The sequence below is a fragment of the Aromatoleum bremense genome (genome assembly GCF_017894365.1).
GTDB classification, from domain to species: domain Bacteria; phylum Pseudomonadota; class Gammaproteobacteria; order Burkholderiales; family Rhodocyclaceae; genus Aromatoleum; species Aromatoleum bremense.
The window spans coordinates 307,915-326,496 of the sequence record NZ_CP059467.1 but is presented as its reverse complement, the minus strand read 5'-3'; the positions used below and the strand labels follow the sequence as shown (position 1 = coordinate 326,496).

Annotated in this window: 16 protein-coding genes, 2 tRNA genes and 1 pseudogene; 14 read left to right on the top strand and 5 right to left on the bottom strand. The window is 66.9% G+C overall.

The window, feature by feature from the left end; translation table 11 throughout:
* The first annotated feature begins 13 nt into the window (after positions 1 to 13).
* The 4 genes from uvrC to pbN1_RS01465 all read left to right on the top strand — a co-directional run bounded on the left by uvrC (position 14) and on the right by pbN1_RS01465 (position 2,704).
* On the top strand, positions 14 to 1,822 hold the full coding sequence (gene uvrC, locus pbN1_RS01480) for an excinuclease ABC subunit UvrC (RefSeq protein ID WP_169202100.1): 1,809 nt from the start codon (positions 14 to 16) through the stop codon (positions 1,820 to 1,822).
* A gap of 32 nt (positions 1,823 to 1,854) precedes the next feature.
* Positions 1,855 to 2,448, top strand: coding sequence for a CDP-diacylglycerol--glycerol-3-phosphate 3-phosphatidyltransferase (pgsA, locus tag pbN1_RS01475; protein WP_169202154.1), 594 nt, complete (start codon positions 1,855 to 1,857; stop codon positions 2,446 to 2,448).
* Between the two features lie 36 nt (positions 2,449 to 2,484).
* Positions 2,485 to 2,560 (top strand) — tRNA-Gly (locus pbN1_RS01470).
* 70 nt (positions 2,561 to 2,630) lie between these two features.
* Positions 2,631 to 2,704, top strand: a tRNA-Cys gene (locus pbN1_RS01465).
* A gap of 797 nt (positions 2,705 to 3,501) precedes the next feature.
* Here pbN1_RS01465 and pbN1_RS01460 read toward each other — a convergent pair.
* Both pbN1_RS01460 and pbN1_RS01455 read right to left on the bottom strand, forming a co-directional pair.
* Positions 3,502 to 4,728: an MFS transporter gene (locus pbN1_RS01460; RefSeq protein ID WP_210147632.1), complete on the bottom strand. Its 1,227-nt coding sequence runs from the start codon at positions 4,726 to 4,728 to the stop codon at positions 3,502 to 3,504.
* 297 nt (positions 4,729 to 5,025) lie between these two features.
* Positions 5,026 to 5,880: an oxidoreductase gene (locus pbN1_RS01455; protein WP_169202099.1), complete on the bottom strand. Its 855-nt coding sequence runs from the start codon at positions 5,878 to 5,880 to the stop codon at positions 5,026 to 5,028.
* Positions 5,881 to 6,154: 274 nt separating this feature from the next.
* Between pbN1_RS01455 and pbN1_RS01450 the strand changes: the two genes are divergently transcribed.
* The 7 genes and pseudogenes from pbN1_RS01450 to pbN1_RS01420 all read left to right on the top strand — a co-directional run.
* Positions 6,155 to 6,508 carry a Zn-ribbon domain-containing OB-fold protein gene (locus tag pbN1_RS01450; protein ID WP_169202098.1) on the top strand — a complete coding sequence of 118 codons (354 nt, stop codon included), beginning with the start codon at positions 6,155 to 6,157 and terminating at the stop codon, positions 6,506 to 6,508.
* Between the two features lie 19 nt (positions 6,509 to 6,527).
* The gene (locus pbN1_RS01445) at positions 6,528 to 7,673 is read left to right on the top strand and encodes a thiolase family protein (RefSeq protein ID WP_210147631.1); all 1,146 of its coding nucleotides are present in this window, start codon (positions 6,528 to 6,530) and stop codon (positions 7,671 to 7,673) included.
* Position 7,674: 1 nt separating this feature from the next.
* Positions 7,675 to 8,439: an SDR family NAD(P)-dependent oxidoreductase gene (locus tag pbN1_RS01440; RefSeq protein WP_210147599.1), complete on the top strand. Its 765-nt coding sequence runs from the start codon at positions 7,675 to 7,677 to the stop codon at positions 8,437 to 8,439.
* Positions 8,440 to 8,450: 11 nt separating this feature from the next.
* Complete coding sequence (locus tag pbN1_RS01435) at positions 8,451 to 9,254, top strand: enoyl-CoA hydratase/isomerase family protein (RefSeq protein ID WP_169204310.1); 804 nt, start codon at positions 8,451 to 8,453, stop codon at positions 9,252 to 9,254.
* Positions 9,255 to 9,301: 47 nt separating this feature from the next.
* The gene (locus pbN1_RS01430) at positions 9,302 to 9,691 is read left to right on the top strand and encodes a PaaI family thioesterase (protein WP_169204309.1); all 390 of its coding nucleotides are present in this window, start codon (positions 9,302 to 9,304) and stop codon (positions 9,689 to 9,691) included.
* A gap of 1 nt (position 9,692) precedes the next feature.
* Complete coding sequence (locus pbN1_RS01425) at positions 9,693 to 10,937, top strand: CaiB/BaiF CoA transferase family protein (protein ID WP_210147630.1); 1,245 nt, start codon at positions 9,693 to 9,695, stop codon at positions 10,935 to 10,937.
* Positions 10,938 to 11,110: 173 nt separating this feature from the next.
* Positions 11,111 to 11,812, top strand: a pseudogene (locus tag pbN1_RS01420) (SDR family oxidoreductase); the annotation flags it as partial.
* A gap of 195 nt (positions 11,813 to 12,007) precedes the next feature.
* Here pbN1_RS01420 and pbN1_RS01415 read toward each other — a convergent pair.
* The 3 genes from pbN1_RS01415 to gcvA form a co-directional block, all read right to left on the bottom strand.
* Positions 12,008 to 12,910, bottom strand: coding sequence for an NAD(P)-dependent oxidoreductase (locus pbN1_RS01415; RefSeq protein WP_169204049.1), 903 nt, complete (start codon positions 12,908 to 12,910; stop codon positions 12,008 to 12,010).
* 10 nt (positions 12,911 to 12,920) lie between these two features.
* The gene (locus pbN1_RS01410; RefSeq protein WP_244857106.1) at positions 12,921 to 14,384 is read right to left on the bottom strand and encodes an aldehyde dehydrogenase; all 1,464 of its coding nucleotides are present in this window, start codon (positions 14,382 to 14,384) and stop codon (positions 12,921 to 12,923) included.
* Between the two features lie 165 nt (positions 14,385 to 14,549).
* Positions 14,550 to 15,455 carry a transcriptional regulator GcvA gene (gene gcvA, locus pbN1_RS01405; RefSeq protein WP_169204047.1) on the bottom strand — a complete coding sequence of 302 codons (906 nt, stop codon included), beginning with the start codon at positions 15,453 to 15,455 and terminating at the stop codon, positions 14,550 to 14,552.
* Positions 15,456 to 15,603: 148 nt separating this feature from the next.
* Here gcvA and pbN1_RS01400 point away from each other — a divergent pair, with 148 nt between their 5' ends.
* Genes pbN1_RS01400 through pbN1_RS01390 form a run of 3 tightly spaced genes read left to right on the top strand, consistent with a single transcriptional unit; the run spans position 15,604 to position 18,569 of the window.
* Positions 15,604 to 17,037 (top strand): aldehyde dehydrogenase family protein, encoded by a 1,434-nt coding sequence (locus pbN1_RS01400; protein WP_169204046.1) that lies wholly within the window; start codon positions 15,604 to 15,606, stop codon positions 17,035 to 17,037.
* A gap of 31 nt (positions 17,038 to 17,068) precedes the next feature.
* On the top strand, positions 17,069 to 17,866 hold the full coding sequence (locus pbN1_RS01395; RefSeq protein ID WP_169204045.1) for an ABC transporter ATP-binding protein: 798 nt from the start codon (positions 17,069 to 17,071) through the stop codon (positions 17,864 to 17,866).
* Positions 17,859 to 18,569 carry an ABC transporter ATP-binding protein gene (locus pbN1_RS01390; RefSeq protein ID WP_169204044.1) on the top strand — a complete coding sequence of 237 codons (711 nt, stop codon included), beginning with the start codon at positions 17,859 to 17,861 and terminating at the stop codon, positions 18,567 to 18,569. Before pbN1_RS01395 ends, pbN1_RS01390 begins: the two co-directional genes overlap by 8 nt.
* The last annotated feature ends 13 nt before the right edge of the window (positions 18,570 to 18,582 follow it).

Genomic DNA, 18,582 nt, shown 5'->3' with positions numbered 1-18,582 from the left:
GGGGGTCTTCACCATGGCTGCTCCCGGTACACTGTTCGACGCGCGGACCTTCCTCAGGACGGTCCCCGAGGAACCTGGCGTCTATCGCATGATCGGCGCCGACGAGCGGGTCCTCTACGTCGGCAAGGCGAAGAATCTCAAGCGCCGCGTGTCGAGCTACTTCCAGCGCACCCAGCCGAGCCCGCGGATCGCGATGATGGTCGCGCAGATCCTGCGTGTCGACATCACGCCGACGCGCTCCGAGGCTGAAGCGCTGCTGCTCGAGAACAACCTCATCAAGAGTCTCGCGCCGCGCTACAACATCCTGTTTCGCGACGACAAAACCTATCCGTACATCGAACTGTCCGGCGACGGGTTCCCACGTCTTGCTTACCACCGCGGCGCTTTCACCAAAGGCGCGCGCTATTTCGGCCCGTTCCCGAACGTATGGGCGGTGCGCGAAAGCATCCACCTGCTGCAGAAGACGTTCCGCCTGCGCACCTGCGAAAACCCGGTGTTCCAGAACCGCTCGCGCCCGTGCCTGCTGCACCAGATCAAGCGCTGCAGCGCGCCCTGCGTCGGCCTGATCGACAAGGACGCCTACGCCGCCGACGTCAGGCTCGCGGCGCGTTTCCTCGAGGGTCGGGCCTCGGAAGTCATCGACGACCTCACGACCCGCATGCACGCCGCGGCCGAGCGCCTGGCGTTCGAGGAGGCCGCGGCGTGCCGTGACCAGGTGCGCGTGCTGCAGGCGGTGCTGCAGCGCCAGTTCGTCGACAGCCGCAAGGACGAGGATGTTGATATCATCGCCGCGGTCGAGGAGGGCGGCGTGACCTGCGTGAACATCGCGATGGTGCGCGGCGGGAGGCATCTCGGCGACCGTCCGCAGTTTCCGAGTGTGACGGCCGGGATCGGCACGCTGGACGCTGCGCTCGCGTTCATCGAGCAGCACTACCGCGAACACGAGCTTCCGACGAAGCTGCTCGTGAATGTGCCGCTCGCCCCGGTCAGGCTGCTGATGGACGAGATCCGCGACAAGCCCTGCGCGTTGCTCGCGCCGCGTCTGCAGGCTGAAAAAGCGTGGATGGGAATGGCGGAGAACAACGCGCGCCTCGCCATCATCGCCCGCGCGCGGGACACCGGCCGGGCCGAAATGCGCCTCGAAGCCCTGCGCGAGACGCTCGACCTGGCTGAGGCGCCGCGGCGAATCGAGTGCTTCGATATCAGTCACACGATGGGCGAAGCGACCGTCGCATCGTGCGTCGTAAGCGTCGATGGGGCGATGAAGAACTCCGAATACCGTCGCTACAACATCACCGGCATCACTCCCGGCGACGATTTCGCCGCCATGCGCCAAGTGCTCGAGCGCCGCTATGGCAAGGTCGCAGCCGGCGAGGGCGTGTGCCCCGACCTGATACTGATCGACGGCGGCAAGGGGCAGGTCAGTTCGGCGCGTTCGGTGCTGGCTGACGTCGGGCTGGAATCGATCGCGATGGTCGGGGTGGCGAAAGGCGAGGAGCGCAAGCCCGGCCTGGAGACGCTGGTCTTTCCGGACGGCCGCACGCAGAACCTCGCAATCGACCACCCGGCACTGCACCTGATCCAGGAAATCCGCGACGAGGCCCACCGCTTCGCAATCACGGGCCACCGCGCGAGGCGGGCGAAAACACGTGTCGGTTCACGGCTCGAGGACATTCCAGGCATCGGTCCGACGCGCCGGCGCAACCTGCTCGCGAGCTTCGGCGGACTCGACGGCGTACGCGCCGCGACCGTCGAGGACCTGTGCCGCGTCGGCGGGGTCAGCCGAAAGACTGCGGAAGCGATATACAATGCCCTGCATTGACGCGCTCGCACCGGCCCGAAGGGCCTCATTCAATGCTATTCAATGTTCCGAATTCGCTGACCTGGGCGCGCATTGCGCTGATTCCGCTGTTTGTCGGCGTATTTTATCTTCCCGACAGCTGGCTCGACGTCGAAGAGAAAAACTTCGTCGCAACGGTCATTTTCATCGTCGCAGCCGTCACCGACTGGTTCGACGGTTATCTCGCCCGCGCACTCAACCAGACTTCGGCCTTCGGCGCGTTTCTCGACCCGGTCGCGGACAAGCTGATGGTTGCAGCGGCGCTGATCCTGCTTGTGCAGCTCGCGCGCGTCGATTCCATCATCGCCGTCGTCATCATCGGCCGGGAGATCACGATTTCAGCACTCCGCGAATGGATGGCGCGGGTCGGGCAATCGGCCGGCGTTGCGGTCGCTTTCGTCGGCAAGTTGAAGACGGCGGCGCAGATGACGGCCATTCCGCTGCTGCTCTACAATGCACCGTTGCTGTCGCTGGACCTTCGCGTGATCGGTAACGTCCTGATTTATATTGCAGCAGCCCTGACGTTGTGGTCGATGGGCTATTACCTTCACCGTGCGATGCCGCAGCTTGCCCGCTACGATCGGGATATTCGAAACAAAAGCGGTTGACAGGCAGAAATACGAACCTATAATGGCGATCTTTCAGCGGGAATAGCTCAGTTGGTAGAGCGCAACCTTGCCAAGGTTGAGGTCGCGAGTTCGAGACTCGTTTCCCGCTCCAGAATTCCCGGAAAATTCCATTTGGATTTTCCGCCCGATGAAGGCGCATCGGGAAGGCAGGCCAGTAAGCTGGCGCGATGGCAGAGTGGTTATGCAGCGGCCTGCAAAGCCGTGTACATCGGTTCGATTCCGGTTCGCGCCTCCAAAAGAATCAAATACTTAAGCCCGCTTCGGTGGGCTTTTTGTTGTATGCATTCCGGCAATATCGGGGGCTGCCACTCCGGTTTTGTCGCAAAACCACGCGTCAACGTGACGATTGTGCGTGGACGCGAGTTCATCATGCCAACAAAGCGACAGCGTGGCGATACGCGGGAGCTGGTAGTTTGGTGCGAAAGCTTGCTACCGAAGCCGCGGCGCTCCTTCTGCACTTTCCGAGACGCCGTGACAGCGGGCGGACACGGGCGATCACAATAGCGAACAGGACTTCGTTCAGGCGATCGTTCGCCGCCGATAACGAGCGCCAAGCGGGCCACATCGTGACGCTGGAAAGCGCCTTCACCAGCTGCGGGTCGATAGGGCGAGGTTCGCCGGAAGGATTGAGCACATGAACGCGACGATGGCGTGCGCCTCTGGCTCGCCTGCCGCTTGCGCGCGGATGAGGCGCGCGGGCCAATTTCGTCGCCGGTGTGGTGGACACGCGGCGGCGGTAGGTCCGGTCGGCACACGGGCAAGTCATCCGCGTTGTCCGGTCCCGGCATGCCACCTTGGCGACGGCTGCTGCGACCCAGACAGCTGACATTCACATGAGAGATCTCGAGGACTGCAAGTCGGCCGCGATCTGACGGTCAGGCCACGAGCCTTGACGGACCGGGTCCGGCCAGAAGCCGTCCTTGAGGTAGAACGCCGAAAGCAGACATCCGTGCAACACGAGAGTACGCTGGTTGGCTGACGCGCCGCTTTTCGCAGCTTTTTAGTAGTGAAAAGGCAAATTTCCCGGCGCGTTCAGGTGCTTGTGCGGAAGGTCGAACGCTTCAGGTACAGCGCAATGGCGGCGATGGCCGGCCCGGCCGCAATGACAGCGAACGCCAGGCGATAACCGCCCGTCAGTGAGGCCACGATTCCGAACAGCGGGGGGCCGACGACGACGCCGGCGAAGGTGCATGACAGGATCGCCCCCGTCGCACGTCCAGCAGCGCCGGACGGAGCCTGGCGCGCGACCTCGGCCAGGAAGGTGCCGTTCCAGCCGAGCGCGCACGCACTGACGATGCAGACGACAGCCATCAGAGGCCACGGTCCCCATGTCGCGGGCATGCCCGCGAGGACCGCTGCGCCTGCCGCCATCGCCACGGCGAGGGCCGCGAGCATCCTGACCGAGCCGAGCCAGCGGTCAGCGGCAATGCCCCACAGGATGCGGCCGATGACCCCTGAAGCCTGTGCCGCAGACATGGTCAGCCCGGCCGCAACCAGCGTATAGCCGAAGGTTTCGTGCAGATAAGTGACCAGGTAGGTGGTGAGCGAGAGCTGGAAGGTCGAAAAACAGAACGACGCGAAGGCGAGGGTCCGCAGCGACGGTGAGCGTGCCAGCAGCCGCGCCAGTTCGCGAAAGACGCCCAGTCCGAGCGTATGGCTGCGGATGCGATCGTCGTCGTGCGGGGTGCGCAGCGACTGCGTCGCCGCGCAGCAGAGCAGGCAGGCGACGGCGAGCAGCGCGCCTTGCCAGCCCACCGACGCCTCGAGCATCGGGGCAAAGAAGCCAGCGAGCGCGCCCCCGAGCGGAACGCCGGTCTGCTTGACCGAAAACACCAGGCCCAGGTTTCTCTGTGGCGTCGACAGCGACAGCATATGGCTGCTGGCGGGCGTGACCGGACCGTAGCCGAATCCGATCAACAAGGCTCCGAGCAGACACAGCCAGGGGCTGCCGACGCAAAGGAGCGCCAGGCCGATGGCGCAGATCACCAGGCCGGCCTGGCTCACCCGGATCGGGCCGAAGCGGATCACCGCATCGCCTCCCAGCACCGTGGCCGGGATCGCGGCAAGGAACACCAGGGCGATGTAATAGCCCACGGTGGCCGGTGGCAGGCCGAGATCGACGGCCATCCGCGGCGCCAGCACGGGCACCATCAGCGCAGCCATTGACGTGAGAGATTGAACGACAGTGGTGAGGAAAAGCACCATCAGGGCCGCTGCACCGCCTACGCGACGGTCGGCCGTGGTTTCGAGATTGTTCACCGCTTGTCATCCCTTCATCAACGCTGCGGCACGTCCATCGGGCTGGCGTGCGGCGTCCGGTCCGTGAGCGGGATCGCGTGAAACCGGGGGATCGAGTTTTTCGCCGCAGCCTCGCACGGTCAATCGAGAAATCGGCGCAGGTCGATTGAAGGAATATCAATCGTCGAGACCCGGCGCGCACCGGTTGCCGCGCGAGCTGCGAGCATTTGGAAGGCGAACGGGATCGGGCCGGCCGCTGCGGGTCGGCCGGAGACGCGACGGGCCGCCCTCGCGCTGGAGGGAGGCCCGTCAGGCGGGTCACTTGGCGACGTCGTCGTGATCCGTCGACACCGCCACGGTCAGCCACTGCTCCAGTTCGGCCTCGACGGACCGGTTCTTCTCGGCGATCCGGGCCACCGTGTCCGTGCCCAGCGGCAGGCGCACCGGCGGCTTCGGACTGTCGGCCAGGACGAGCAGGGCGCGCGAGAGCTTCTTCGGGTCGCCCGGCTGCTGGTGGTTGGCCGACGTGCTGAAGTCGCGCATGGCACCGACGGTGGCCGCGTAGTCGTCCAGTTCCCGCCGGGTGCGGACCAGCGAGGCGTCGTCCAGGAAGTCCGTGCGGAAGAAGCCCGGCTCGACCACCGTGGCATGGATGCCCAGCGGGGCGAGCTCCATCGCCAGCGCTTCCGTGAGCCCTTCCACCGCGAACTTGGTAGCGCCGTACACACCCCATCCCGCGTAGGCGGCATAACCGCCGATGGACGAGATGTTGATGACGTGGCCCTTGCCGGCGCGGCGCATGTGCGGCAGCACGGCGCGCGTCACGTTCAGCACCCCGAACACGTTGGTCGCGAACTGGCGCTCGACCTCCTGCGCGCTGGCCTCTTCGACCGCGCCCAGCAGGCCATAGCCGGCGTTGTTGAGCAGCACGTCGATGCGGCCGAAGCGCGCCACGGCAACGTCGGCCGCGGCGATGGCCTGCGCTTCGTCGGTGACGTCGAGCGGAACGCAATACAGGCTGTCGTGCGCGCCGAGGGCGGCCGTGATGGTCTCGGGCTTGCGGGCGGTGGCGACGACGAGGTCGCCCCGCTGCAATGCGTCGCGGGCGACTTCCAGGCCGAAACCGCGGGATGCGCCGGTGATGAACCAGACTTTCTTCTCGGATGTGGACATGTCGATTCCTTTTGCGATTCGTTGTCGAGGGGGAGGCTGCGGGAACAAATTTAAACGTTCGCAACGCGCTCAACTAGCCCAATAGTCGGCGATTGATTGGCAACCAAAGGATGCCAATTCCCCATCGCCGCGCGCGCTGCAATGGCGTGCGAAGATTGAGAAATACTCAATCGTTCGGGCTGGAAATATCGTTTGTCGGGAATCCGCCGGGAGACAAAGATTGCTCAACGGCCCCCCAAGGGCGCGTGCAATCACCCTCGACAAGGAGACGAGCATGTCACCCCAACCCTACCCACTCTGGACTTCCGAGCCTCACCCGGTCCTGCTCGCATCGCGCGATCGCGGCACCGGCGAATGGGTGTTCCCCGCGGTGCCCGAGGCCTCGCCGCTGGCGGCGCGCCATCAGACCGTGCCCGTACGAGGCATTGGGGTCGTCTACAGCTTCACCGTGATCCACCCGAGCCCGAAGAGCGGCCTTGCGCCTTACGCATTGGGTTACGTGGATTTTCCCGGTCCTGTCCGCATCTTCGGGCGGTTGCAGGGCAAGGACCGCCCCGCGATCGGCGATCGCTACTTCCCCCGGCCGGACGAGAACTTCGGCTACGTCTTCGAGGCCGTCGCGGCCTGACCCCACCGAGGCAATGACCATGCAAGACATCTACATCAGCGGGGGCGCGATGACCCCCTTCGGCCGCCATCCGGGCGTGCTCGCCCCCGAGCTCGCGCAGCAGGCGATCCTCGCGGCTATGGACGACGCGGGCGTGTCGCCGCACGACATCCAGGCCATCTACTGCGCGAACGTGCTGGGCGGCATGATCCTGGGGCAGCTCATCGTGCGCGACCTCGGGTTCGACGGGATCCCCGTCTACAACATCGAGAACGCCTGCGCGAGCGGCGCCACCGCCGTGCATCTCGCGCGGCACGCCTTGTTCGCCCAACAGTACGACACCGTGCTGGTGTTCGGCATCGAGCAGCTCACCGCGCTGGGCGGCGGCACCATCCCGATGCAGCGCAACGACCACAAGACCGAGCTCTACGCGAAGGCCGGGATGGTGCTGCCGGCGGTGTATGCGATGCGCGGCACGCGTTTCCTCCACGAGCGCAATGCGAGCCCCGCCGATCTCGCCGCCGTGGCGGTGAAGAACCGGCGCCACGGCGCGCTCAATGAATATGCCCAGCAGCGCAGCGAAACCACGGTGGAAGAGGTGCTCGCCTCGCGCATGATCGCCGATCCGCTCACGCTGCTGCAGTGCTGCCCCTCGCAGGTCGACGGGGCGGCCGCGGTGGTGCTGAGCTCGCGGCGCCCGTCGCAGGCGCGACCCGTGAAGGTGTTGTCGTCGGTGGTGGTGTCCGGCATCCGGGAACAGGCCGACGACGACATCCTCGACGCCGAGATCACCGCCCGCGCCGCCCGCCAGGCCTACGAGCAGGCGGGCCTGAGTCCGCGGGACGTGGACGTGGTGGAGCTCCACGACGCCTTCACCATCGCCGAGCTCCTCTACTACGAGGCGCTGGGTCTCGCGCCGCACGGCGAAGCGGTTCCCTTCCTGCAGTCCGGCGCCACGCAGCTCGGCGGGCGCGTGCCGGTAAACCCCAGCGGGGGGCTGCTGGCGAAAGGCCATCCGCTCGGTGCGACCGGCGTCGCGCAGATGGTGGAGATCATGTGGCACCTGCAGGGGCGTGCCGGCGCGCGCCAGGTCGAAGGCGCGCGCGTGGGCCTCACCCAATGCACCGGCGGCGGCATTGCGGGCGTCGACCATGCCGCCTCGTCGGTTCATCTGCTGGGGGTGTGACATGGACATGCAACGCTTCGACTCCACCCACGTCGCCGCGGTAACAGGCGCCGCCCGCGGCATCGGCCTCGGCATCGCGACCCAACTCGCGCGCGAAGGGCTCACCGTGGCGCTCCTCGACCGTGACGGCGCCGCCCTCGACGAGGCGGTCAGCGGACTCGCAGACGAGGGCCTGAAGGCGATCGGCGCCACGGTGGACCTCACCGACTCGGCGGCGGTCAACGCCGCCTTCGCCGACATCGCCGCGCAGGCCGGGCGCATCGACTACCTGGTGAACAACGCCGGTGCGGTGCGCGACATGCGTTTTCTCAACATGCGCGACGAGGACTGGGATCTCGTCATCGATACCAACCTGCGCTCGCAGTTCCTGTGTTGCCGCGCGGTGCTGCCGGGGATGATCGAGCGCGGCTACGGCCGGGTGGTGAACATCTCCTCGCGCGCCTGGCTCGGCGGCTTCGGGCAGGCGAACTACTCGGCGGCCAAGGGCGGGGTGGTGAGCCTCACCCGTTCGCTGGCGATCGAGTTCGCCGCCAAGGGAGTGACGGTCAACGCCGTGGCGCCGGGCATCATCGACACGCCGCTCTTCCGCAACTTCGCGCCCGAGGTCCAGGCAAAGCTGCAGAAGTCGGTGCCGGTTCAGCGCATCGGCACGGCGGACGACATCGCCAATGCGGTCGCCTTCTTCCTCGATCCGCGCTCGTCCTACGTCACCGGGCAGACGCTCTACGTGTGCGGCGGGCGCAGCCTGTCGTCGCCGAGCGTGTGAGGAGGGCGGCCATGACCGTGCGTTTCGAGATCGACGGCCTCGTCGCCGTCCTCACCATCGACCGGCCGGAGGCATTGAATGCCCTGGACGTCGCCGACCTGCGCGCGCTGCGCGCGCACCTCGCCGAGGTTCGCGACCGCGACGACCTGCGCGTCGCGATCCTCACCGGCGCCGGTACGCGCGCGTTCTGCGCCGGCGCCGACCTGAAGGGCACGCGGACTTCGCCCGCCACCTATCCGGAGGCGCTGTTCCACGCCCCCGAGCGGGCCGCCGATCTCGGTCTCTACATCCGCCTGATGGATCTGACCGACCTCGGCCTGTGGAAGCCGGTGATCGCCGCGGTCAACGGCCACTGCCTCGGCGCCGGGCTCGAAATCGCCCTGCAGTGCGACGTGCGACTGGCCTCCGCCAATGCGAGCTTCGGCCTGCCGGAAGCGTGCGTCGGGTCGATTCCGGCGGTCGCGGGCCTGCACCGGCTGCTCAAGGCGGTGCCTTCCGCCCATGCGATGCAGATGGTGCTGACGGGCGAGCGGATCGACGCGGACGAGGCGCAGCGGATCGGCCTCGTCACCGAGTCCGTCGCGCCGGGCGCCTTGCTGGAGCGCGCCCTGGCGGTCGCCACGAAGATCGCGGCCAACGCGCCGCTCGCGGTGCAGGCGATCAAGAGGCTGTCGCGCCAGACGAGCCACCTCGGTGAAGCGGATGCCCAGCAGCTCACCGAGCTCTACTGGGGCGTGCTGCGCGACACCGAGGACCGGCTGGAGGGGCGCCGGGCCTTCGCCGACAAGCGCCCGCCGACCTACGTCGGGCGCTGATCGTGCGGCCGCGATCGAAGCCCGCATTCATTTTTCAGGAGACATCGATGGACAACCCGTTGCTGGAGTACCTGGGCATTCGTCTGGCCACCGTCGGCATGGGGCAGTGCGCGTTCGAGCTCGACGTCGAGCCCCGGCATCTGAATCGCCAGGGCTGCCTGCAAGGGGGTGTGACCGCGACCCTGCTCGACGCAGCGTGCGGCTACGCCGGCCTGCGAGACGCGCAGGACGGTGAGCTGGGCAACGCCGTCACCGTGATGCTGACGATCAGCTACCTGAGCAAGGTCGATGCGGGGCGCATTCGTGCAATCGGATCCGTCGCGAAGACCGGACGCAGCCTGTACTTCTCGATCGGGCAATTGCTGACCGATTCCGGCGTACTGGTCGCGACCGCGCAGGGCACCTTCAAACGAACCCTCTCAAGCTCGGAGGCATAGGATGTTGCGCGACGCATTGGACGGGCTGACCGTCGTCGATTTCACCCAGATCGGTGCGGGCCCGACGTGCACCATGCTGCTGGCTGACATGGGCGCCCGTGTCCTCAAGGTGGAGCCGCCCGCGGGGGAATTGGGGCGGGGACTGGGGCCCGGGTGGATCGGCGACGACAGCGCGCTGTTCCACGCCTTCAATCGCAACAAGCTCGGGGTGTCGCTGGACTTGAAGTCGCCCGACGGCGTCGCGGTCGCCAGGCGCCTCGTGGCCGACGCCGACATCGTCGTGGAGAGCATGCGGCCCGGGGTGATGGCGCGCCTCGGGCTCGGTCCCGCGCAGCTCGTGAATGACCATCCGTCGTTGATCTACTGCTCGATCTCCGCCTACGGCCAGACCGGGCCGTATGCCGACCGGGCGGGGGTCGACGGCATCGTGCAGGCCGATTCGGGCCTGATGAGCCTGATCGGGCTCGCCGGGGGCGAACCTTGCAAGGTGCAGGCGCCGGTGGTCGACGTGATGACCGGTTATGTGGCCTGCATGGGTGTGCTCGCCAAGCTTGCGCAGCGGGCGCGCGACGGACAGGGTGGGCACCTCGACGTCAATCTGCTGAATTCGGCGCTGGCGCTGCAGCAATCGTCGCTCACCAGCTATTTTGCGGATGGCGAGCTGCCCGTCCGGGCCGGCAGTGCGGCGCCGTATTCCGCGCCGAATCAGGCCTTCGAAACGTCCGATGGCTGGATCATGGTGGCCGCCTACACGCCGGAGCGCTGGCGGCGACTTTGCGAGCTGCTCGGGCTGCAGCACCTGATCGACGATCCCCGCTTCGCCACCTCGCCCTTGCGGGTCGCGAACCGGCCGCAGATGGTCGAGGCGCTCACGCGTGTCTTCGTGACGCGTTCGACGCAGGAGTGGCTCCCCGTCCTGAAGGACGCCGACATTCTTTGCGCGCGCGTCGCAACGTATGAGGACGTGGTGCGCCACCCGCAGGTGGCCGCCAACCGGATGATCGGCGAAGTCGAACACGCGACGCTGGGGACGATCCGCATGCCGGGCTTCCCGATCAACAGCGCGGCGGAAAATTCGCAGCCCTCGCGGCCTGCGCCGGCCTGTGGTGAGGACACCCGAGCAGTGCTGCTCGGGTTGGGGTACAGCGTCGATGACATCGCGGCCTTGCTCGCGCGGCGTGCCATCCATTGCGGCGAGGGGGCCAGTTCCCCCGCAGCACAACGGCAAGCCGTTTACTCGCAATGACAAGGGCGGCTACCCATCGGTGCGGCGAAGCCTGTACCGGTTTCGGCGCAGGCAGGCGGGCAGGGCACCGGACGGTGTGCTCGGCGTCGGCACCAACGGGCGACTACCCACAAACGGAGACGAATTGATGAGATTGAAGAACAAAGTGTCCATCGTGACCGGGCGCCGCCAGCGGATTCGGCAAGGCCATCGCCATGCGATTCGCGCAGGAAGGCGCGAAGGTGATCGTGGCCGACATCAGCGGTGACGGTGCGAAGCAGGTCGCCGCGGAGCTCGGTGAGCGCGCAATGGCGTTCACCAACGACGTCTCGCGCAGGGAGACGTCGAAGCACTTGTCGCCCACGCACACGGTCGGGCGACAGGCTGGATGTCATGGGCAACAACGCGGGATGGACCGCATCGAACAGCCGATGCTGGGGGTCGATGAAGCGACCTTCGACCGGGTGTTCGCCATCAACGTCAAGAGCATTTTTCATATGACTCACGCCGCCGTGCCCTTGATGCGGCGTGCGCGTTCGGGCGTGATCCTGAACGTCGGCTCCGTCGCCGGTCTGCGGCCACGCCCCGGCCCGACCTGGTACAACGCGTCCAAGGGCGCTGCGAACCTGCTGTCGAAGTCGCTTGCCGCCGAACTGGCGCCGGACGGGATCCGGGGCAACGCCATCTGTCCGGTGATCGGCGCGACCGGGATGATCGGCGACTTCATGGGCGTGCCGGACACACCCGAGAATCGCCGGCGTTTTCTGGCCACCATCCCGCTCGGCCGCTTCTGTGAACCGGATGATGTCGCCCACGCAGCCTTGTTCCTGGCGAGCGACGAGGCGTCCTTCATCAGCGGAGTCGAATTGCCCGTGGACGGCGGGCGCTGCATCTGATCCTGGGTGCCGTAGCACGAGCCATCCGACCGGTCGCGGTTGAAGTGCCGGTCGGATGGTGTTTCACGTTGACGTCTGTGCGGCAGGCGTCGGGATGCCCTTACCCGCCGCAGCGAGCCTGCACGGCCCGGGAGAGTAAGCCTGCTTGCGCCGCCCGGTGGGCGGCGCTTCGCCATACAACGCAATCAGTCTCCGTCACGCCGCTGCGGCGGCGATCTGGACGCCGGCCAGTTGCTCCAGTTCGCGTACCACCTGCGTCATGTCGTCCCCGCCATACCCTTGCGCAATGGAACGGTCGAAGAACTGCTTCGTCACCGATGCCATGAAGGTGGACACACCCACTTGCTCGGCTTCGGCGAGAAACAGGCGCACGTCCTTGCGCATCAGATCCATCCGGAAGCCGAAGTCGAAACGGCGGGACAGGACCGCCTTGGCCACCAGCGTTTCGCTGGTGAAGCTGCGCGCCGTGCTGGCATTGATCATGTCGAGCAGGACACGCGCGTCGAGGCCGCTCTTGAGGCCGAACAGCACGGCCTCGGAGGTCGCGATCAAGGTCGCGCCCACGATCATGTTGTTCACCAGCTTCAGCGTTTGTCCCGCGCCCGGCTCGGTCCCGACGTGCACGACCTTGCGGCCGAAGCTCTTGAAGGCGGGTTCGCAGCGCTCGAAGGCGGCGCGATCGCCGCCCACCATCACCGACAGCGTGCCGGCGTCGGCGCCGGCGACGCCACCGGCCAGCGGTGCGTCGAGCGCCGCGATGCCGTGCTCGGCCAGGCGCAGGGCGAGGCTGCGGGCCATCGACGGGCCGGTGGTGGAATGGTCGACGAAAATCCTCACCCGTTTGCCCTCGGCGATGCCTGCCTTGCCGAGTGCCACCTGCTCGACGACGTCCGGTGTGGGCAGGCAGGCCAGCACGATGTCGGCATGGTCGGCGACATGCCGAGGCGACTCGCAGCGCGCGGCACCCCCCATCACCGCGGACGCGACCGCTTCGACCTGCGAATCGCAGACGAACACCTCGTACCCCCCCTTCAGCAGATGGGGAACCATCTTGCCGCCCATGGCGCCGAGGCCTACAAATCCAATCTTGTCCTTCATTCGGGGCCTCCTATCGGATGACAAAGGGATTGTCGACCTGGGCGCCGGTGTTGATCCACACGCTCTTGGTCTGCAGGTAGGCTTCGATCGCGGCCATGCCGTTCTCGCGCCCGAGCCCCGAGTCCTTGTAGCCGCCGAAGGGCGACATGCAGCTCACGGCGCGGTAGGTATTGACCCACACGGTGCCTGCCTGCAGCCGTTCCGACATGCGGAAGGCACGGCCGATATCGCTCGTCCAGACGCCTGCGCCGAGGCCGAATCGCACGTCGTTGGCAATGCGCAGGGCTTCCTCCTCGTCCTCGAAGCGCATGACCGAGAGCACCGGCCCGAACACCTCTTCCTGGGCGATGCGCATCGAGGACGTCACGTCCCCGAAGATCGTCGGCTCGAAGAACCATCCCGTGCCGCATTCAGGTTTCGACGCGGGCTTGCCGCCGAGCAGCAAGCGGGCGCCATCGGACTTAGCGATGTCGATGTAGCTCAGCACCTTTTCGTATTGCGGCGGTGTCGTCACGGGCCCCACTTCGGTAGCGGGGTCCATGGGATTGCCCATGCGTGCGGTTGCCGCGAGCTTCACCAGGCGCTCGACGAACTCGTCGTGGATGCTCGACTGGAGCAGCAGGCGTGAGCCCGCGATGCAGGTCTGGCCGGTGGCGGCGAAGATGCCGGAGATGGCCCCGTTGAGGGCGTCGTCGAGATTGGCATCGGCGAACACGATGTTGGGCGACTTACCACCCAGTTCCAGGCTCACGTGCTTGAAGGTGGCCGCTGCCGCCTCGTTGATGCGGCGCCCGGTGCTGTCCGCACCGGTGAACGAAATGCACGCGACATCGCGATGCTCGACCAGCGCCGCGCCCACTTCGGCACCGAAGCCGGTGACGGCATTCACGACGCCCTTGGGAAAGCCGGCCTCTTCGAACAGGCGGACGAACTCCAGCGTCGACGCCGAGGTGAACTCGGACGGCTTGAGGACCACCGTGCAGCCGGCCGCCAGCGCGGGCGCGATCTTCCAGGCAGTCAGCATCAGCGGCGAGTTCCACGGCGTGATGACGGCCACCACGCCCAAGGGCTCGCGGCGCGTGAAGTTGAAATAGCCCTTCTTGTCCAGCGGAATCACCGCGCCCTGGATCTTGTCCGCCAGGCCGCCGAAGTAACGGAACCAGGCGGGCAGGTACTTCAGCTGGGCGCTCATTTCGGCGTAGAGCTTGCCGTTGTCCCGGACTTCGATCTCCGCGAGGCGGGAGGCCTCGCGCGCCAGGACGTCCGCAAGCCGAAGCAGCAGATGGCCGCGCTCGCTGGCGGTCAGCTCTGGCCAGGGACCGCCGGCAAAGGCGCGGCGGGCGGCACCGACCGCGCGATCCACGTCGGCGGCGGTGCCCCTTGGAATCTGCGCCCAAGGCTCGCCCGTGTAGGGATTGGCCGTCTCGAACCACTCGCCGGACGCCGAATCGCTCGGCTCGCCGTCGATGAACATTTGATAGCGTCGCATCGTGCGCTGTCTCCTTTATCCGTTGTGCGCACCGCGCAATGACGCGCGGGGCTCTGGATCATAGGAAGCGCTTCAGGCGGGCAGCAAGCGAGATTTCCGCACACCAGGCTTGATGAAAACTCAATCCTGCCGTGGCGTTCCTGTGCGCTGTCAGGTCGCTTCGGCGGTCTGAAACTGCTCAAGCAGCCACTGGCGAAAGGTGGCCATGCTGGCGCTTTCCTTGCGGTCGGCGGGTGTCAGGAGGTAGTAGGTGAAATCGCCCATGTCGACGGTCTGGCGGAATGGGGCCACCAGCTTGCCCGCCTGGAGATCGGCCTCCACCAGGAAGCGTTGTGCGATGGCGAAGCCTTGCCCCTCGACGGCCGCCGCATAGGCCATTGCAGAGCTCTGGTAGGTCATTCCGCTGCGCGCGTCGATCTGCTTGTCGACGCCCGCCGCTTCCAGCCAATAGCGCCAGTCGTCGGCGCGCGCGATGGAGTGCAACAGGGTCTGGTGCTGCAAGTCCGCCGGCTTTTTCACCTTGGTGGCGCTCGCCGCAAGCAGGGCGGGACTGCACACGGGAAGCAGCACATTGGACACCAGGCGATGGGCGTTCACGCCGCTCCACTTGCCGTCGCCGAGCCGGATCGCACCGTCGATGTCTTCCTTGCGGAAGTCCACTGGTTCCAGCGACGCGGTGAGCAACACTTCGATGCCGGGGTTCGCCGCATGGAAGCTGGAGATCCGGGGAATGAGCCAGCGCATCGCGAACGTCGTGTAGGCGCGGACCTTGAGCTGCTTGCGCTTGGCACGCTTGGTCAGCCGGAGGGTGGCTTCGCGCAGCGCGTCCATGGCCCTGGTCACCGCGCGGTAGTAGTCGTCGCCCGGGCGGGTGAGCGTGATCTGTCGATGTCCGCGATGCAGGAGCTGCACGCCGAGCACTTCCTCCAGCGTGCGGATTTGGCGGCTGACCGCGCCGGGCGTGACATGCAGTTCATTGGCCGCAACCGTGATGCTCAGGTGTCGGGCGGCCGCTTCGAAAGCACGCAGGGAATTGAGGGGAGGCAGTCGGTCCATGTCCTGAGTCTGGCAGACGATTGAGTATTTCTCAATCGTTGTCGGCGAATAAGTCGTTTGTCGGCGTGTCGCGCCGTTCCTAGCATTGCCTCCATCGAAACGACGCAGACGGATTCCCTGTCGAGCGCGAGAACATTGGAGACGGGAAGTGCACAAGCTCTTCATCGATGGATGCTGGACGGACGCGCAACACACGGATTCGATCGCCGTGATCGACCCGAGTACCGGCGCCGCCTACGATGCCCTGTCGCGCGGCGGCCCGCAGGATGTCGATCGTGCGGTCGCCGCTGCGCGCGCCGCACTGGACGGGCCGTGGTCGAAGCTTCGGCCGGTGGAGCGCGGCCGGCTGCTCGCCCGCGCCGGCGCGCTCATCCTGGATCGCGTCGAGGCACTGGCGGTGGTCGAGGCGCGCGACACCGGCAAACCGATCGGGCAGGCCCGCACCGACATCGAGGTCGCCGCCCGCTACCTGGAGTTCTACGGGACGGCCGCCGACAAGCTGCACGGGGCCGTGATTCCGTTCCACGACGACTATCACGTGTCGGTGGTGTACGAGCCGCATGGTGTCAGCGCGCACGTGTTGCCGTGGAACTATCCTGCCCAGCAGTTCGCCCGCTCCCTCGGTGCGGCGCTGGCGGCAGGAAACACCACCGTGCTGAAGCCGTCGGAGGACGCCTGCCTCATCACGCTGGAGTTCGCCCGCATCTTCGACGAGGTGGGCATGCCGCCGGGGGTGCTCAACATCGTTACCGGCTACGGGGCGGAGGCGGGCGAGGCCCTGGTGGGCCATCCCGGCATCGACCACCTGTCGTTCACCGGATCGACCCAGGTGGGCACCCGCGTGCAGCAGGCCGCCGCGCGGAACCAGGTCAAGGTCGTTGCCGAACTGGGCGGCAAGTCGCCCCATATCGTCTTCGCGGATGCCGACGTCGACGCCGCCGCGCCCGTCATCCTGCGCACCATCCTCCAGCACGCCGGCCAGACCTGCGCCGCGGGAAGCCGTCTGCTGGTCCAGAAGAGCGCCTATGACGCGGTGGTGCGGCGGGTGGCGCAAGGATTCGAGTGGGCGCAGGCGGGCGCCTACCACCTGGACCTGGACTGCGGCCCGGTGGTGAGCCGCAAGCAGCAGCGCCAGGTGCAGTCGTTCATCGACGAGGCGGTGAAGGACGGCGTGCCGGTGCTGGCCGAAGGACGCATTGCCGATGGCGCCTCGCCCGAGGGTTTTTACGTTCGTCCGACCCTGTTCGGCCCCGTGCCGCGTGACCACCGGCTGGCGCGGGAAGAGGTGTTCGGTCCGGTGCTGTCGGTGCTCCCGTTCGACGACGAAGCCGACGCGGTCCGGCTGGCCAACGACACCGACTACGGCCTCGTCGCCGGGGTGTGGACGCGCGACGGCGCGCGTCAGATGCGCATGGCCAGGCGGCTGCGCTGCGGACAGGTGTTCATCAACAACTTCGGTCTGGGCGGCGGGGTGGAACTGCCTTTCGGCGGCGTCAAGCGCAGCGGCCACGGACGTGAAAAGGGCATGGCGGCGCTCGCCGAGATGAGCGTGATGAAGACCATCGTGAACTTCCACGGCTGACCCTGGGCACGGTTGAATTCGGAGCGTTGACATGAACCATTCCCAACCGCCGGCGCGCGGTGACTTCATCCTCGAGGCGCACGGCCTCACCAAGGAGTTCCTCGGCTTCGTGGCGGTGACGCAGGTCGACCTCAAGGTCCGCCGGGGCACCGTCCACGCGCTGATCGGCCCCAATGGCGCGGGCAAATCCACCTGCTTCAACCTGCTGACGAAGTTCGTGCAACCGACGCGCGGCACGATCACCTTCGACGGCGAGGACATCACCCGCATGCCGCCGGCCCAGGTGGCGCGCAAGGGCCTGGTGCGGTCGTTCCAGATCTCGGCGGTGTTTCCCCACCTGTCGGTTCTCGAGAACGTGCGCGTGGCGCTGCAACAGTCGCTCGGATCGTCGTTCCAGTTCTGGCGGCGCGTCTCGAGCCTGGATCGCCTCAACGACCGCGCGATGGCCTTCCTGGACGAGGTCGGCCTGGTCGATTTCGCCTCGCTGCAGGCGGCCGAGCTGCCCTATGGGCGCAAGCGGGCGCTGGAGATCGCGACCACCCTCGCGCTCGATCCGAAACTGCTGTTGCTCGACGAGCCGACGCAAGGCATGGGGCACGAGGACGTCGGCATGGTCACCACGCTGATTCAACGGGTGGCGCGGAGCCGTACGGTCCTGATCGTGGAACACAACATGGCGGTCGTGTCGAAGATCGCGGACACGATCACGGTGCTGCAGCGCGGCCAGGTGATCGCGGAGGGCCCGTACGCCGAGGCTTCCCGGAATCCGTTGGTGGTGGAGGCCTACATGGGCAGCGAGACCGAAAGCCTGGAGGTGGCTCATGTCTGACCGCCACGAGGTGTTGCGGGTGAGCGGGCTGCAGGCTTGGTACGGCGAGTCCCATGTGCTGCACGGCGTGGACTTCACCGTCCGCGAGGGCGAGGTGGTGAGCCTGCTCGGCCGCAACGGCGCCGGTCGCACGACGACGCTGCGCGCCCTGCTGGGTTTGACCGACCGGCGAACCGGATCCGTGCAGGTGCGCGGCCGCGAGACCATGGCGATGGCGCCGCATCAGGTCGCCCGCCTGGGACTGGGCTACTGCCCGGAGGAGCGCGGCATTTTCGCCAGCCTGAGCTGCGAGGAAAACCTGACGCTGTTGCCCAGGGTCGGCGCGGGCGACGTCGGCCTGTCCGAGATCTACGCGATGTTCCCCAACCTGGCGGAGCGCCGCCGCAGCCCCGGAACCCGCCTGTCCGGCGGCGAGCAGCAGATGCTCGCCCTCGGTCGCATTCTGCTCACCGGCGCGCGCACCCTGCTGCTCGACGAGATCTCAGAGGGCCTGGCGCCCGTGATCGTGCAGAGCCTCGGGCGCGCCATCTCGGCGCTCAGGGCCAGGGGCTACACGATCGTCCTGGTGGAGCAGAACTTCCGATTTGCCGCACCGCTGGCGGACCGCCATCTCCTGATGGAGCACGGCCGCATCGTTGCCGACATTCCGCGCGCTGAGGTCGCCCGGCGCCAGGACGTATTCCGCGAAGTGCTCGGCGTTTGAGCGCTCGGCGGGC

Coding starts and splice junctions, on each gene's coding strand:
- uvrC (WP_169202100.1), top strand. CDS start 14: ATGGCTGCTCCCGGTACACTGTTCGACGCGCGGACCTTCCTCAGGACG.
- pgsA (WP_169202154.1), top strand. CDS start 1,855: ATGCTATTCAATGTTCCGAATTCGCTGACCTGGGCGCGCATTGCGCTG.
- pbN1_RS01455 (WP_169202099.1), bottom strand. CDS start 5,880: ATGTCCACATCCGAGAAGAAAGTCTGGTTCATCACCGGCGCATCCCGC.
- pbN1_RS01450 (WP_169202098.1), top strand. CDS start 6,155: ATGTCACCCCAACCCTACCCACTCTGGACTTCCGAGCCTCACCCGGTC.
- pbN1_RS01445 (WP_210147631.1), top strand. CDS start 6,528: ATGCAAGACATCTACATCAGCGGGGGCGCGATGACCCCCTTCGGCCGC.
- pbN1_RS01440 (WP_210147599.1), top strand. CDS start 7,675: ATGGACATGCAACGCTTCGACTCCACCCACGTCGCCGCGGTAACAGGC.
- pbN1_RS01435 (WP_169204310.1), top strand. CDS start 8,451: ATGACCGTGCGTTTCGAGATCGACGGCCTCGTCGCCGTCCTCACCATC.
- pbN1_RS01430 (WP_169204309.1), top strand. CDS start 9,302: ATGGACAACCCGTTGCTGGAGTACCTGGGCATTCGTCTGGCCACCGTC.
- pbN1_RS01425 (WP_210147630.1), top strand. CDS start 9,693: ATGTTGCGCGACGCATTGGACGGGCTGACCGTCGTCGATTTCACCCAG.
- pbN1_RS01415 (WP_169204049.1), bottom strand. CDS start 12,910: ATGAAGGACAAGATTGGATTTGTAGGCCTCGGCGCCATGGGCGGCAAG.
- pbN1_RS01410 (WP_244857106.1), bottom strand. CDS start 14,384: ATGTTCATCGACGGCGAGCCGAGCGATTCGGCGTCCGGCGAGTGGTTC.
- gcvA (WP_169204047.1), bottom strand. CDS start 15,455: ATGGACCGACTGCCTCCCCTCAATTCCCTGCGTGCTTTCGAAGCGGCC.
- pbN1_RS01395 (WP_169204045.1), top strand. CDS start 17,069: ATGAACCATTCCCAACCGCCGGCGCGCGGTGACTTCATCCTCGAGGCG.
- pbN1_RS01390 (WP_169204044.1), top strand. CDS start 17,859: ATGTCTGACCGCCACGAGGTGTTGCGGGTGAGCGGGCTGCAGGCTTGG.